Here is a 15553-nt window from a genome sequence, read left to right as displayed (position 1 = left end):
GTAGCAACTTAAGCATAGCATGCCACCTAAATAGTGTAAACGTTAACATCTAGACAAAATTAAAAAAGACTACTAATCTATAGTAATCTTTTCTAATTTATGTTTCCTAACCTAACTAATTTAATTATCGATTGTTATGCTAATTCCCGTTAATCTATTTGAGAATATTGATAATTTACTTGCATAACTTGGATGATCATTATTAGCTTGAACAACTTGTTTAAGTGTACCAAAGTCATCCGTAATAATACCATCAACGTTCATAAATAACATCTTTTGCATAATCGTTTCATCATTTACAGTCCAAGCATAGACATCCTGGTTCTTATCATGTGCCTTGCTCACAAATGAGTCATCTAGAGTTGTAGCTTCCATAGTGTACGCATTTGCTGGTGTTTCTGGAAATGATATATTATATGGAATAATAAAACTGATATAAAGCTTTGGTGCTTGTTTTTTTACTTGTGAAACAACATCATAACTTAAAGAATGAATTCGATCCTTATCAGCTAATAGTCTTTTTTGATATTTTTTAACAAAGTTTTTAGTCATATTGGGACTATCTTGCGGAGATACTTTGATTTCAACTAATAATTTTTGATGATTCTTCTCTGCTGCCTTTAAATATTCATCGAAACTTGGAATTTTAGCTGAATAACCATTTTCACGAACAGTTAATGCTGTTAACTCGGATAATGTTAAATCATGTACTGTCCGATTAACATTCGCTAAATTTTCCAAATTTGGATCATGCATAACAACAAATTTATGGTCTTTTGTTTCTTGAATATCCATTTCGATGTAATCAGGTTTCTCTTTAGCTGTTTTTTCTAAGGCAGGAATGGTATTTTGTACACCATTTCCATCATCAACTCCACGGTGAGAAATAAGAACTGGATAGTCATTTAGCATCCCCTTTAAGTAAACATAATTATAAATAGAAGCTGTCCCTGCAACTAGTATCAGGAGAACAACGACACTAACTTTCTGTAATTTAATAAAGCGTTTCTCTTTATAGAATGTTTCTTGAACGGGTTTCAAATGCGGTTGTTGTTCTTCAAAAACATCTAGCGCAATACCTAACAACATAGTCACACTTAAAGCTAATACGATTTGTCCTAAAATTTCCAAAATAAACAGATTAAACATCACAATCATAAATGCTTGATTTTGAAAATGATTATCTACATAGTTCTGAATTAGGAACAAACTAATTTGAACAATTCCTGATATAAAAGCTATAGAAGCCGTAATTACTAATCCTTTTGTGACGGTTATCCAAAATTTGCCACGTCCAGCTTCCCAACTTTGTTTAATTAAATGACCGATTCTTTTTTCTGAACTAAACAACATAGTTGGAATAAAACTAATTAATCGGATAGAGAAGAAAAATGCTACACCATAGACTAAAAGTATTGGGCCCCAGATAGCTGGACTTGTCCACATATCTTGAAGAATAAAATCTGGAATAGTCACCTTATTTAATAAAGTAGATGTAAATAAGACTTGTCCAAATGGTAAAATTAAAACGAAGTAAAAAATAACGAGCAACGCTGTTAAAGGACGTAACTCTAAAACGTCATGAATTGATTGTTTTAATAATGACTTAAATTCAATTTTTAAATCATAACGAATAGCTTGAATACCCCTGATCATGAAAGACATTTGAATATAAACAATACTTAATATAACTAATATAACAAGGATAAACTCAATTAATAATATAGGTTTATCCTCAATAACCGAAATAATGTTAGTATAGGTTAAATATTCGACTTGGTTACTACTAAGTATCTGGCTTACCACCCAAGTTAAGATTGGTTGTACCACTGCAGATAAAATATAATTAGTAACAACTACTAAAATAAAATACAATTTCCAGTGTTGAAAAAATTCCTTATAACTTTGATTTAAAAAATGAAATGTTCTACGCATATTTTCCCCCAATTAAATATTTAATATGTACTTTATACTATCATAGCCTTACCTTTTTTTACATTTATTGACTTTATCCGCGTAAAAATTGAATCTTACTACCTTAGCGTGGTAAATTAGATAGTATCGTTTCTCATAAAAGGAGTTCATCATGTTAAAACATAAAAAAGGTTGGTTTATCTTATTATTCTTAGTCCTAATCGTCTCTATTGGTTCATTATTCTTTTTCATTCAAAATTCTCACTCCGTTTCCAATACTAATCACCAAAAAAATAGCTCTAAAAAGGTAAGTTCATCTTTACCCAAGAAAACTATTAAGAAAAATAAGCTCATTTCAAATACTAAAATAGACAGTTCGCATTGGAAATCATTTAAGGGCCAGACCGAATTTCCAATTTTAATGTATCATAGTATTTCTGTTGGAAATTCACTTCGTATTCCTGAAGCACAATTTGCCCATCAAATGCAGTGGCTTAAAAAAAATGGTTACTACACGTTATCACCTGCTGAAGCTATCGAAGTTTTTAAAACACATAAAAAACCTGCTAATAAAATTGTTTGGATTACTTTTGATGATGGTTACAAGGATAACTATGAAAAAGCTTATCCTGCTCTCAAAAAATATCATCAAAAAGCAACCATCAACTATATTACAAGCCACTTTGGCCACATAAACAAACTAACTATGCCACAAATGAACGAGATGCGAAAATCAGGTTTAGTAAGTATTCAAAGTCATACTGTCCATCATGAGGAACTTAATCAGATGACCGATGCACAACAAACTTTTGAATTTAAGAATTCGAAAAAATGGCTAAACAATAAATTTCATCAAGAGACATCAATTATTTGTTATCCAGTTGGTCGCTTCAATAACCAGACCGCTAAACTTGCTAAAGATGCAGGCTACAAACTTGGTCTAACGACATTACCAGGACTCGCTAATGAAAGCCAAGGACTATTCACCTTGCATCGTGTCCGTATCTCACCCGATTTATCAGATATTTCTTACAAGTATCTTTTAGAACACGGCATGTAAACAACACAAAAAAAAGGAATAAATCGCTGTTTGATTACAGTGATTTATTCCTTTTTTTTGTTAAACATTTTAATACACCGAAAGAATTATTTAATTAAGCTTAGTTCTAACCCTAATGCTTCTGCGACACGTGTTCCGTATTCCTTATCAGCTTGATAAAACTGTTTAGTTTCACGAATCTTTATCTCAATATCTTTAACTTGTCCCAGATTTAATTTAATATTTTCAATTAAACGTGCTTTTTCATCAGTAGGTAACAATCGATATAATTTACCGGCAGCAGTATAATAATCCTCATTTACTGAATAGTTGCCTACTTTTCCATCCAATGTATCACCATGAACTTCTGCATGGCGATTTTCTTCAGGTCCACCTAAACTGTTGGGCTCATAGTTAACATCACCGTTCTGATTTTGCGCCATTAAACCATCTCGTTCATAATTATGAACCTCATTTTTAGGACGGTTAGTTGCCAATTGTTCATAGTTAGCACCTAATCTATATCTTGCAGCATCTTTATAACCAAATAAGCGTCCTTGGAGTAATTTATCTGGTGAGGCTTCAATTCCTGGAACGAAGTTAGCTGGTGAAAATGCTAATTCTTCAATATCTTCAAAATTATTTTTTGGATTTTCATCTAAAACCATTTGGCCAATTTCAATTAATGGATAGTCCTTTTGCGAAATAACTTTCGTAACATCAAAGATATCTTGCGGATAGGCTAATCCTGCTTTGTAAGGCACAATTTGTACGGCTACTGTCCAACTGGGGTAATCTTGATCCTCAATCGCATTATACAAATCATTTTGTAAGTAATCAGAATCTTTTCCTCTTAATTCTTCAGCAACCTCATTACTTAAATTATGAACACCTTGGTTTGTTTTGAAATGATATTTAACCCAAAATTGTTCACCTTGCTTGTTTACCCATTTAAAAGTATGACTTCCATAACCGTGCATCATTCGGTAACTAGCAGGGATCCCACGATCACTCATAAGCATTGTTACTTGGTGAACTGTTTCAGGTGATAACGACCAGAAATCCCACTGCATATCCTGACTTCTAGCATGCGTTTTTGGGTCACGCTTTTGGGAATGTATAAAATCTGGGAATTTCAAAGCATCATTAATAAAGAAAACGGGCGTATTATTACCCACAATATCGTAGTTACCTTCATCTGTATAAAATCTTACTGCAAATCCTCGTACATCTCGATAAGTATCCGGATAACCTGCCTCACCAGCTACTTGTGAAAAACGGGTTATGACTGGCGTTTTCTTGCCCAAACCATTGAAAAGACCTGCCATAGTATAATCACTCATATCTCTAGTTAATTCAAAATAGCCTTTAGCCCCTGCCCCTTTTGCATGGACCACTCTTTCTGGAATACGTTCTCGATTAAAATGTGCCAATTTTTCTAGTAATTGGTAATCTTGAACTAAAACCGGTCCACGAGCCCCAGCTGTTTGTGAATTTTGATTATTCGCCCATGTTTGACCTTCATTTGTTGTTAAATCCCCCATGATGATTCCTCCTATTATCTTATTTATAAGTCCAATCCTAGCACCTAAACTGATAATTACAATTATTTTGACTTTTATAACTTGAATCGGAAAGTAGGTTTTAAATATCATAGTGAGTTCTAGTTAATGTTTATTTTTTTATCATTTTATGACATTTTAAATCAAATAATAACAAAAAGCCTTGATAACATAGTATTGTTATCAAGGTTTTAAAATTAATTTTATCTAGTTTTTTAAGAAAACTGTTACAGAAGCCGCAATTACAATTAGTATAAGACCAATAATAATAACTAACCATTCTTTACCCGTTTTTTTAGTGCGCATAACGACAATTCCTGAAATCGTTGCTCCAACAATTGAAACTTGTGAAAGGACGAATCCAGTTGCCAATCCAAGCATTGCAGGTTGAGCTGAAACTAAATAACCCAATGCTGCCATTGCAAAGAAGAAACCAGAAAAAATTTGTTTGTACGTAACACTTTGTGTAAAAATGTTATTTTTATTTTTCGTTAATTCATAAATTCCAAGAATTAATCCAAATGCTGCCATCCCGATAGCTTGTGCTAAAAACATATGCATACCATCAGTATTTTTAGTATATTGTGGAAGGATACCATATAATGAATAACCAACTTGGGCAATCAATAAGACACCAACTGCCTTTGTAAGTAGTTCTTTATTTCCAGCTGATTTCTTTTCTTGATAAGTTGTCATATAAGCTCCAACCAAGATAACAAATACAGCGATGAATCCATATAATTTTGATGAAACTGGACCCCAGTTACCAAGCATTACAACACCCCAAACTACATTTGCTGTAATTTGGAAAGCTGTTGAGATTGGCATTGCTTTAGCAGAACCTAAAGCATTTCCATCCTGATCTTTCATCCCAAAAGCCATAATAGTTAAAACATTTCCAAAGGCCCAAGCTGCCCCTGAGAAAAATGCTAACCAAAAATTAGAACCTTGTAACATGGGCATTCCCATGACTAATGAAAGGACGATTGCAACAATCAAAGTTCCCCATGTTGCTCCAAAAATACCTTGAACTGGTTTACCGCCAAAATATGATACTAAAGTTGGATATGCACTCCAACCAATAATTGCTAAAAGTGAGAAAAATAATCCTAACATATTCATTTTTATATCATCCTATCCTTATATTAATAACTATTTAATTGCTTCGCCTTCAAAATCAACATTTGATTCCAAAACGATATTTGAAAATGGTGTGATTTCACCTGTTCGTACTGTAGCAATATTATTATCATCACGACTCATCGATTTCAATTCATCATGTGAAATGAAAACAACTTCAACATCATCATCTAATAAAGCCTTGATAGCAGCATATTGTTCAGGATTAACCGTTTTAATTTCTTCAGCTAAAAAAGCTTTTTGAATTTTCATTTCAGAAAGTGTTGCAGCTAAAACATCAATAAATAATGGTAATCCACGTACGATTGAAAGATCAATTTTACGTCCATCATCCTTAATTGGTAGGCCTGAGTCACCAATTGTTAACCATTGTGTATGTCCAATTTCAGAAATAGCATTTGATAATTTTGTATTCAAAAGATTAGTTTTACGCATAATTTATCTCCCATTCAACAATTTAAATTTATTTATTAGCATCCAAAACAGCTAATACAGCAGATTCAGTTGGAATACTTGGTTGTGCACCAGCATGTGACACCGTTACAGATGAAGCAGCTGATCCATAACGCATAGCTTCAGCTAAATTATCTAAATTAGCATGTAAACGTGTTGCTGTAGCACCAATAAAAGTATCGCCGGCAGCAGTTGTATCAACAGCCTTAACCTTAAATGCTGGAACGACTCCTTCTTCACCATTATCACGCATGTAGAAAGAACCTTCTGAGCCAATTGTAATGATTACGGTATTAATTCCACGTTCAAAATAGTACGCAGCATTGTGTATCATTGAATGTTCATCAGTCACTTCTATCCCAGTCAATAAGAATGTTTCATGTTCATTTGGTGTAATAATATCAGTTAATTCTAATAATTCAGCTGGTAGTCCACCATTTTCAGGCATTGGAGCTGGGTTCAAAATTGTTTTAACACCATGTTCGCGTGCAATCTTGAAACCTTCAATAACTGATTCTGTTGGAATTTCTAATTGCGCAATCAAAAAATCTGATTCAGCAATGGCAGCTTCATGTGCGCGTACATCAGCTGGTGTCATATCAGCATTAGCGCCACCATAAATATGGATAATATTATCGCCTGTTTCGGCTGAAACAGTAATATAAGCTTGTCCAGTTTCTTCAGTATCTGAAACAATCACATGTTCAGTGCTTAAGTTTTCAACATTCATATTCTTTGAGGTATCAAATTCTTTACCAACTTTTGTAATCATGTTAGTCTTTGCACCAGAACGTGCAGCGGCAACACCTTGGTTCAATCCTTTTCCACCCATTGCTTCAACTTGATGATTTGGTGTGTGTAAAGTTTCGCCGCTAGTTGCGAAACGGGGTACAGAAACAACCTTATCAATATTAGTTGAGCCCAAAACAGTAATAACTTTTGCCATAACGTTTCTCCTTCATTTCTTTGATATATTTATCAAATAGAATGTGTATTCGATTACATCAATATAATACATATTATTTGCTTTGGCAAGCGCTTTCTGGTTTTAACTGCTAAAACTACCGACTTTTTCGCCAATTATTGACTAATACAAAAAAACCTGATGACATAAAATTGTCATCAGGTTTTTTATTAATATTAAAGTTTAATTTTGCTTACGATGTTTAATTTGTCATCAAGATCGTAAACAACTGGTTCGCCAGTTGCCATTTCAACGCCCATGATGTCTGCATCAGAGATGTTTTCAATGTATTTTGTAAGGGCACGTAATGAGTTACCATGTGCAGCAACGATTACATTTTTGCCTTCAAGTAATTTAGGAGCGATTTCGTCTTCCCAGAAAGGAATAACACGTTCCAAAGTAACTTTTAAGTTTTCGCCACCTGGGATAGCTTTAGGATCTAAATCAGCATAACGACGATCGTTAGCTGCTGAACCTTCATCAGTTGCGCTTAAAAGTGGAGGTAATGTATCGTATGAACGACGCCATACAAGAACTTGATCTTCACCGAATTGTTCTGCTGCTTCGGCTTTGTTTTGGCCTTGTAATGCACCATAATGACGTTCATTTAAGCGCCATGATTTGATTTCAGGAACCCATAATTGGTCTGAACCTTCAAGTGCGTAATGTAATGTTTTAATAGCACGTGTTAAAACAGATGTATAAGCTTGATCAAATTCGATTCCAGCTTCTTTAATCTTTTTACCAGCTGCTTGTGCTTCAGCAACGCCTTGTTCGCTCAAGTTAACATCTACCCAACCTGTGAAAAGGTTAGATAAGTTCCATTCACTTTGTCCGTGACGAATAAATACTAATTTTGCCATAAGATAAAATCCTCTTTTTCTATTTTTAGTTTACTGGTTTATTTTACACTGAAATGAAATAAATTAATAGTCTAATTTAAGCGATTTAGCTTTGCACTTTTGAGTCCCTTTAACAACTGATCAACAGCTGTTTGAACCGTTCCTAAATCAGTTGCCAAATTCATTCGAATAAAGCCTGGCGTTTCTTCACTAAACCATTGTCCATAATCAATAGCTAAGCCACACTCATTCTGAATAAATTCTTTCATCCGACTGGGATTTACATATGCTGAAAGGTCAATCCACATCAAGTATGTGCCTTCTAGTTCACTAATTTTAATTTCTGGAAATTTATTGACTAATTGGTGGCTGACTTCTAAATAATTGGTCCTTACGATACTCAGAATTTCATCTAACCAAACTGCTCCTGAACGATAAGCCGCCTCTCCAGCAACACATCCCATTAAACTACCCTCAGGTTTGTTCAAACGCTGTACCATTTTATCGTACTTAGCTCGTAATTGCGCGTTTGGAATAATGATATGCGAGTTTTGTAAAGCAGCTAAATTAAATGTTTTTGAGGGAGCATTAACGACAACCATATTATCTCGATAACGACCTTCGTCTATTGATAAAGCTGATACAAATGGTTTTTTTCCCACAATTAAATCTTGATGAATTTCATCCGAAATTACCATCACTTTATTTTCACGACAAATTTCAAAGAGTTGTGTCAGTTCAGCTTCAGTCCAGACGCGACCAACTGGATTATGCGGTGAACAATGAATAAGTAATTTAACGTGATTAGCTTTCATATCTCGTTCAATTGCTTCAAAATCCATTTCATATTGATTATTTTCATGTTTCAAAGGTGTTCGTACGATACGTCTGTTATTATCTTCAATTGCACTATAAAAAGGGTAATATACTGGTGTTTGAACTAAGACGCTATCACCTGGTTCCGTCATTAAATCGACTAATTGATATAATGAATTTACAACCCCTGTTCCAAATCTCATCCATTCCTTATGCAGTTCAATCCCATAGCGAGATTGTTGCCAATCAAAAAAGGCATCATAATATGAATCAGGAATTGTTGAATAACCAAAAACACCATGTTGTACCCGTGCTATTAAAGCATCAGTTACGGCTTTAGGTGCTTTAAAATCCATATCTGCAACCCACAGTGGCAATAATTTATCATCGCCATATTGCTCTTTTAAACTATCCCATTTAACTGAATTTGTATTTTTTCTATTCACTCTAAAATCAGCTAAAAATTTATTTTTCTTTACCATCAGTTTGACTATCCTTCCTTATTCCTTTAATTTTACCAATCCGTCCTTTAGATCCAGGAATTGACTTCACACCCAAGATATCCAAGAAGAATGTGAAAATGGGAATTCCGACAATCAAGCCCCACGTTCCAAATAATTCTTCACTGACTAACAAGATTACAAATGTAAAGAATATAGGTAGTTCTGTCCGACTTGACATAAATTTAGGATTTAATACATATGATTCTAATAAATGAACGACCATTAACATAATTAAGATGTAAACCACATCACGTACGCCACCAACCGAATAACCAACTAAACTTAATGGAATACATGAAATTAATACCCCTGCGACTGGAATTAAACTTAATAAGAAAATTAATATTCCTAAAGGCAAGAGCTGTGGCATATGCATGAAGTACAACCCAATCACAGTAATAACTGTATTAACAGTTGCGATAAAGAATTGTGCTTCAATAACGACACCAAATGATTTAACAAATTTTTCACCAAAGAAGTAAATATCCTGGAAAAACCAACCAAAATCACTTGATAAAAAGTTTTTTGAGAAATGTGTCATCTGATCTTTTTCAATCGTATAAAAGAAGCTTAAAATAAGCGATAATAAAAATGTTGCTGCCATAAAACCAATGCTCGTTATATATTGAAATACAAGCGTAAAACTACTTTTTAATTGTGGCACAATTTGAGATTTACCAATAGATTTAAGTACCCATTCCATCACAAGATTTGTATCTTTACCTGGATGACGATAAAAATTAATCACATAATGTGCCATTGAAACTGTTTGCGAAACTAAAATAGGAAAATACTTAGTAACTGCCAAATAAAGCAGCGCGATAATTGCCAGATATACTCCTATAACAATTATTCGACTATTAATTGATGAATGTCTTTGAATAACATTTATCAATCGGACTACTAAATATGTAAATATAAAAGTTAATAGAACAATGCTAATGACATCTTTCGCAAGAAAAATAACACCCATAATTACACAAAGTACAACAAATCTACGTAACTTAATATTTTCAATAAAACTTTGCCAAATTTCCAATAGACACACTCCTTTAACTATAGTCTTCATTGTACAAAATATTTACTAAAATGTCTGTAATTCTTACCTTTTTGTTCTAAAATAATTATCTCTCCGGAAAGTTGACGACTTGTCGTCTATTAAAACTTATGGTTAACTATGAAGATTGACTCTACGAAAGGAGTACTCTTGTATGGCTGAATTAATTTACAAACAACTGATTAGTAAACTTAAAAAAAGAATCGCTGCAGATGAATTTCCCGACATGAAACTCCCTGATGAACGTAGTTTGAGTGAAACTTATAAAATTAGTCGTAGTTCAGTAAAACGAGCTCTTAGCCAAATGGCTAACGACGGTATTATTTTTAAAAAACGCGGTTCCGGCACCTTCATTAATCCCTTATATTTAAAAAATAAAACCGTTTTTAATTATGAAGGCTCTAACTTAGGTGTTACAGACGGATTTGAAATGAATGGTAAAAGCCCTAAAGTTAAAGTACTAAGTTTTGAAGTTATTGCGCCCTCAGAAGATTTACAACGCAATCTTTTCTTAGACACAGATGATTTTGTCTACAAGATTGTTCGCTTACGTTTATTTGAAAAAACGCCTTTTATGATTGAAACAGGCTATATTCCAATTAAGATTGTTCCTAATTTATCTCAAACAATTGTTAAAGGATCAATTTTTAATTATTTGGAGGATATTCAGAATCAATCAGTTACTAAATCGTCGCTTTCAATCTACGCTGAACCATCAGACGAAAATGATCAAAAACTTTTAAATTTAAAACCAACTGAACCAGTTAGTATAATGGATGGTATTTTCTTCTTAGATAATGGTACCCCATTTGAATATTCAAGTATGAGATTTCATTATAAATTTTCTAAATTTAATACTTTCATGGCCGTTAAATAGGCTATTTAACGGCTTTTTATTTACTTTTTAAAATAATTGGTACGTTCCAATGAATTAAATGATTGACTTTTATTTAATGTTTGTTATTATGAACATATAGAAAGCGCTATAACTTTAGCAAATAAAACATATAGGAGTGTGTAACTATGACAGAAACTGATTTTTCATCTAAATCATATTTAGATAAAGTTGATGCTTGGTGGCGTGCAGCAAACTACCTTTCAGTTGGACAACTTTATTTAAAACAAAATCCATTATTACAAACTGAAGTCGTACCTGAAGACATCAAAGTTAACCCTATTGGTCATTGGGGAACAATCTCAGGCCAAAACTTTATTTACGCTCATTTAAACCGTGCAATTAATAAATATAACTTAAACATGTTCTATATTGAAGGACCTGGTCATGGTGGCCAAGTTATGGTTTCTAATGCTTACCTTGATGGTAGTTATACAGAAATCTACCCAACAATCACTGAAGACTTAACTGGTATGCAAAAATTGTTCAAACAATTTTCATTCCCAGGTGGTGTCGCTTCTCATGCTGCTCCTGAAACACCAGGATCAATCCATGAAGGTGGCGAATTAGGTTATTCATTATCTCATGCCGCTGGTGCTATTCTTGATAACCCTGACGTAATTGCTGCTACAGTAATTGGTGATGGTGAATCAGAAACTGGACCATTAGCAGCAAGTTGGTTCTCAAATGTCTTCATTAACCCAGTTAATGATGGTGCTGTATTACCAATCCTTGATATGAATGGTTTCAAAATCTCAAATCCTACAATTTTATCACGTAAATCTGATGCAGATTTAACAAAATACTTTGAAGGTATGGGTTGGGATCCAATTTTCGTTGAAGGAACTGATCCTGAGATCATCCATCCTGAAATGGCTAAAAAAATGGATCTTGCTATCGAAAAAATTAAAGCAATCCAAACTGAAGCTCGCAAACACCCAGCTGAAGAAGCAACAATGCCTAAATGGCCTGTTATGATTGTTCGTACACCAAAAGGCTGGACTGGTCCAGAAGTCTGGAACAACGAACCAATCGAAGGCTCATTCCGTGCTCATCAAGTTCCAATTCCTGTAGACCAACGTCACATGGAACATGTTGATGCTCTTGTTAAATGGATGAAATCATACCGTCCAGAAGAATTATTTACAAAAGACGGTCAATTAATTCCTGAACTAAAAGAAATGGCACCTAAAGGCAACCAACGTATGGCAATGAACCCTATTACTAACGGTGGTATTAATCCTCAAAAATTAGTTATGCCTGATTGGAAGAAAAATGCTGTTGATACATCAACTCCAGGTGCTGTTACAGCACAAGATATGATTATTTTCGGTGACTTCGCTCGTGATATTATTGAAGAAAACCCTAAAAACTTCCGTATCTTCGGACCAGATGAAACAAAATCAAACCGTTTGAATGCTATCTTTGAAGCTACTAACCGTCAATGGTTAGAACCAATCAAAGAAGGTAACGACGAATGGCAAAGTCCTGTAGGCCGTGTTCTTGATTCACAATTATCAGAACATCAAGCTGAAGGTTGGATGGAAGGTTATGTCTTAACTGGACGTCATGGTTTCTTCGCTAGTTATGAATCATTCTTACGTGTCGTTGATTCAATGTTGACACAACATTTCAAGTGGTTACGTAAAGCCAAAGAACAAACATGGCGTAAACAATACCCATCATTGAATGTTATTGCAACATCAACTGTATTCCAACAAGATCACAATGGTTATACTCATCAAGATCCAGGTATGCTTGGTCATTTAGCTGATAAGAAACCTGAATTTATCCGTGAATATACACCTGCTGATTCTAACAGTTTATTAGCTGTTATGAATAAGACTCTTCAAAGTGAAGAACTTATTAACTTAATCGTTTCAAGTAAACAACCACGTCCTCAATTCTACTCAGCTGATGAAGCTCAAGAACTTGTTGACAATGGTTTGAAAGTTATCGATTGGGCAAGTACTGCTAAGGGCGATGATGCTGATCTTGTTATTGCTGCTGCTGGTTCAGAACCTAACTTAGAAGCTTTAGCTGCTGTTAGTCTTTTAAACTCAGCATTCCCAGAATTGAAGATTCGTTTCATCAATATTGTAGATATCTTAAAATTACGTCATCCTAAGATTGACCCTCGTGGTTTCTCTGATGAAGAATTTGACGGTTACTTTACAACTGATAAACCAGTCGTATTCGCATTCCATGGTTTCGAAGCTATGGTTCGTGACATCTTCTATGATCGTCATAACCACAATGTTTCAATCCATGGTTACCGTGAAAATGGTGATATCACTACACCATTCGATATGCGTGTCTTGAACCAAATGGATCGTTACAACCTTGCTAAAGATGCTGTCTTACAAGCTGGCAACTTAGGCGCTGCAGGCGATAAATTTGTTAAAGAAATGGAAGCTATGGTTGCTAAACATGAATCATACATCCGTGAAAATGGTGATGATCTTCCAGAAGTTAATAACTGGAAATGGACTCCACTAAAATAGTAAAACTTTAAACGAAAAGAGAACCGCAATTGCGGTTCTCTTTTCGTTATCATTAAAAATCATTCTTTTGTGAGCTGTCCATCTCGCATAAAAAATGTTTGGTCTGTATATGCCAAGACATCTTCATCATGTGAAACCATAATAATCGTTTGTCCCGTCTTTTTAGTAATATCGGCTAGCTGGGCTGCAACTTGCTTCGCTCTTTTGCTATCTAAGCTTGCCGTTGGCTCATCAGCAAAGATGAGCTCCGGTTGCCCAAATAATGCTCTAGCGATTGCAACGCGTTGTCTTTGACCACCTGAAAGACTAGCAGGATATTGATTTCTTTGGTCCCATACACCTAAGTCACGTAACATCATTTCGGGATTACGACTTTCTTTTTTAGTTTTCATTTTATTGACTAATTCAAATTGTTCTAAAACGGTTAAAAATGGGACTAAATTAGACCCTTGTAAAATAAACCCAAATTCATTAAATCGTAACCTAGTTCGCTCTTTTTCGCTTAATTGTCCGATCTCTTGATCTTTAAAATAAATTGTTCCATCGGTTAATCCTTGTAATCCACCCATAATGGTCAGCAACGTTGTTTTTCCAGATCCTGATGGACCTGTCAAGCCAATAAACGTCCCTTTCTCAACAACTAAATCAATATTATCAAGAGCCAACTTTTTATTATCACCTTTTCCAAATGTTTTAGAAACATCAGATAATTGCATTAAACTCATTTAGACACCTCCAATTGCATCAAGTGGATCAACACGTAATATTTTAAAAATGGAGAATAGTGATCCTAGAATGATCATCAATAATAAGATAACCGAAAATCCTACGACTAAGAAGACATTATTTAAAAATGGGACGGCAGCTGGTAACGATAGCGCTGTTGCCACATCTGCAATAATACCCAATCCAATTCCTAGTAAACCTAGTAATGACGACTCCCAAATTAAGCTTTTAACCAAAGTCCCACTAGAAACTCCTTGTGCACGTAACACGCCATAAACGGCTGTTTTTTCAATGGTTAAAATATACATAAAGATACCTACGATAAACGCAATAATGACAAATAAGGCGCCAATCATTAACGTAAAGGTCTTCACTTCTGGACCATATCCCGGTATGTTGTTAATCACCTTGTCCATTGTTAATGTCGCTAATTGTTGATCTTTTTTAATTTTAGCTGAATTTTTTAAAACAACTGCATTAATTTTTTCAGTCGGATTGTCCGGGCCATAACGTAACGTTTGATAGTCAGCTAATTGTAAATAGACAACTGGTGCTGTTGTGTATTTATTACCCGTCGTTATCCCCACTACTTTATATTCTTGTTTCGCATTATTAATTTTTATTTTTTGGCCTAATTTAGTGGCATCTAATCCATTATCAACAACTACTTCGTTAACTTTCTGCGGCATTCTGCCTTGAACTAATTTAGGCTTCAAAAATTGATTAAATTGAACTCCAAAAACACTAATATTAGCTTTTGGTTCGTTTTTCCGACTAGCAACGCCCATCATTTGACCTAAATAAGCGTAGTCTGATTTTGACCCTGAAATCTTAGGAAGTGAGTCTTTTTGTATCTCGGAAGATGCCAAATTATTATTCGCATACTGACTGATAACAATGTTATCCGCATCCCAATTATCAATTGAAGACCGATTATTGTTCGCAAGCCCAAAAGCCAATCCCGTTAAAAAAAAATGAGATATGAAACTAAAAAGATGGTGAAAATAATCAGACCATACCGAAGTTTATTATATTTAATCTCTTTAACAGCTAAGTACATGTCATATTCCCCCTTATTTCTACTATATAATAACTTTGCACCAAATTAAAAGTAAACGTTTTCAGTGGAGGTTAAGAA

General features: G+C 34.3%; 13 protein-coding genes. 3 read left to right on the top strand and 10 right to left on the bottom strand.

The genetic code is table 11. The annotated features are described in order from the left end of the window. Positions 1 to 120 precede the first annotated feature (120 nt). Entirely contained in the window at positions 121 to 1935 is a 1815-nt protein-coding gene (locus tag AC1RPY_RS00615; protein ID WP_481761047.1) for a glycerophosphoryl diester phosphodiesterase membrane domain-containing protein, read from the bottom strand. A gap of 151 nt (positions 1936 to 2086) precedes the next feature. On the opposite strand from AC1RPY_RS00615, the gene AC1RPY_RS00610 reads away from it, so the two are divergent. Then, positions 2087 to 2974 (top strand): polysaccharide deacetylase family protein, encoded by an 888-nt coding sequence (locus AC1RPY_RS00610; protein ID WP_481761048.1) that lies wholly within the window; start codon positions 2087 to 2089, stop codon positions 2972 to 2974. Between the two features lie 86 nt (positions 2975 to 3060). Here the strand turns inward: AC1RPY_RS00610 and AC1RPY_RS00605 are convergent, their stop codons facing one another. The 7 genes from AC1RPY_RS00605 to AC1RPY_RS00575 form a co-directional block, all read right to left on the bottom strand. After that, entirely contained in the window at positions 3061 to 4500 is a 1440-nt protein-coding gene (locus tag AC1RPY_RS00605) for a catalase (protein ID WP_481761145.1), read from the bottom strand. A gap of 222 nt (positions 4501 to 4722) precedes the next feature. Next, entirely contained in the window at positions 4723 to 5637 is a 915-nt protein-coding gene (locus AC1RPY_RS00600) for a GRP family sugar transporter (protein ID WP_481761049.1), read from the bottom strand. A gap of 30 nt (positions 5638 to 5667) precedes the next feature. Next, positions 5668 to 6090 (bottom strand): D-ribose pyranase, encoded by a 423-nt coding sequence (rbsD, locus tag AC1RPY_RS00595; protein ID WP_409021800.1) that lies wholly within the window; start codon positions 6088 to 6090, stop codon positions 5668 to 5670. 28 nt (positions 6091 to 6118) lie between these two features. Continuing rightward, positions 6119 to 7054 (bottom strand): ribokinase, encoded by a 936-nt coding sequence (rbsK, locus tag AC1RPY_RS00590; RefSeq protein WP_481761050.1) that lies wholly within the window; start codon positions 7052 to 7054, stop codon positions 6119 to 6121. Positions 7055 to 7248: 194 nt separating this feature from the next. After that, positions 7249 to 7935, bottom strand: a complete 687-nt coding sequence (locus tag AC1RPY_RS00585; protein ID WP_409021802.1) for a 2,3-diphosphoglycerate-dependent phosphoglycerate mutase — start codon at positions 7933 to 7935, stop codon at positions 7249 to 7251. 71 nt (positions 7936 to 8006) lie between these two features. Further along, complete coding sequence (locus AC1RPY_RS00580; RefSeq protein WP_481761051.1) at positions 8007 to 9212, bottom strand: MalY/PatB family protein; 1206 nt, start codon at positions 9210 to 9212, stop codon at positions 8007 to 8009. Further along, positions 9196 to 10272 carry an AI-2E family transporter gene (locus AC1RPY_RS00575; protein ID WP_481761052.1) on the bottom strand — a complete coding sequence of 359 codons (1077 nt, stop codon included), beginning with the start codon at positions 10270 to 10272 and terminating at the stop codon, positions 9196 to 9198. The genes AC1RPY_RS00580 and AC1RPY_RS00575 overlap by 17 nt, the downstream gene beginning before the upstream one ends. Positions 10273 to 10444: 172 nt before the next feature. Here AC1RPY_RS00575 and AC1RPY_RS00570 point away from each other — a divergent pair, with 172 nt between their 5' ends. Continuing rightward, complete coding sequence (locus AC1RPY_RS00570) at positions 10445 to 11167, top strand: GntR family transcriptional regulator (protein WP_481761053.1); 723 nt, start codon at positions 10445 to 10447, stop codon at positions 11165 to 11167. A gap of 146 nt (positions 11168 to 11313) precedes the next feature. Then, complete coding sequence (locus AC1RPY_RS00565) at positions 11314 to 13689, top strand: phosphoketolase family protein (RefSeq protein ID WP_481761054.1); 2376 nt, start codon at positions 11314 to 11316, stop codon at positions 13687 to 13689. Positions 13690 to 13748: 59 nt separating this feature from the next. Here AC1RPY_RS00565 and AC1RPY_RS00560 read toward each other — a convergent pair whose 3' ends face one another. Both AC1RPY_RS00560 and AC1RPY_RS00555 read right to left on the bottom strand, forming a co-directional pair. Next, a complete protein-coding gene (locus AC1RPY_RS00560; protein WP_481761055.1) occupies positions 13749 to 14414 on the bottom strand; it encodes an ABC transporter ATP-binding protein in 666 nt (221 codons plus the stop codon). Continuing rightward, entirely contained in the window at positions 14415 to 15374 is a 960-nt protein-coding gene (locus AC1RPY_RS00555; RefSeq protein WP_481761056.1) for an ABC transporter permease, read from the bottom strand. It abuts the gene before it with no gap. Positions 15375 to 15553 lie beyond the last annotated feature (179 nt).

The sequence above is a fragment of the Dellaglioa sp. CoH-56-MRSF-12 genome, from assembly GCF_056782075.1.
This window is presented reverse-complemented; position numbering and strand designations above follow the sequence as displayed.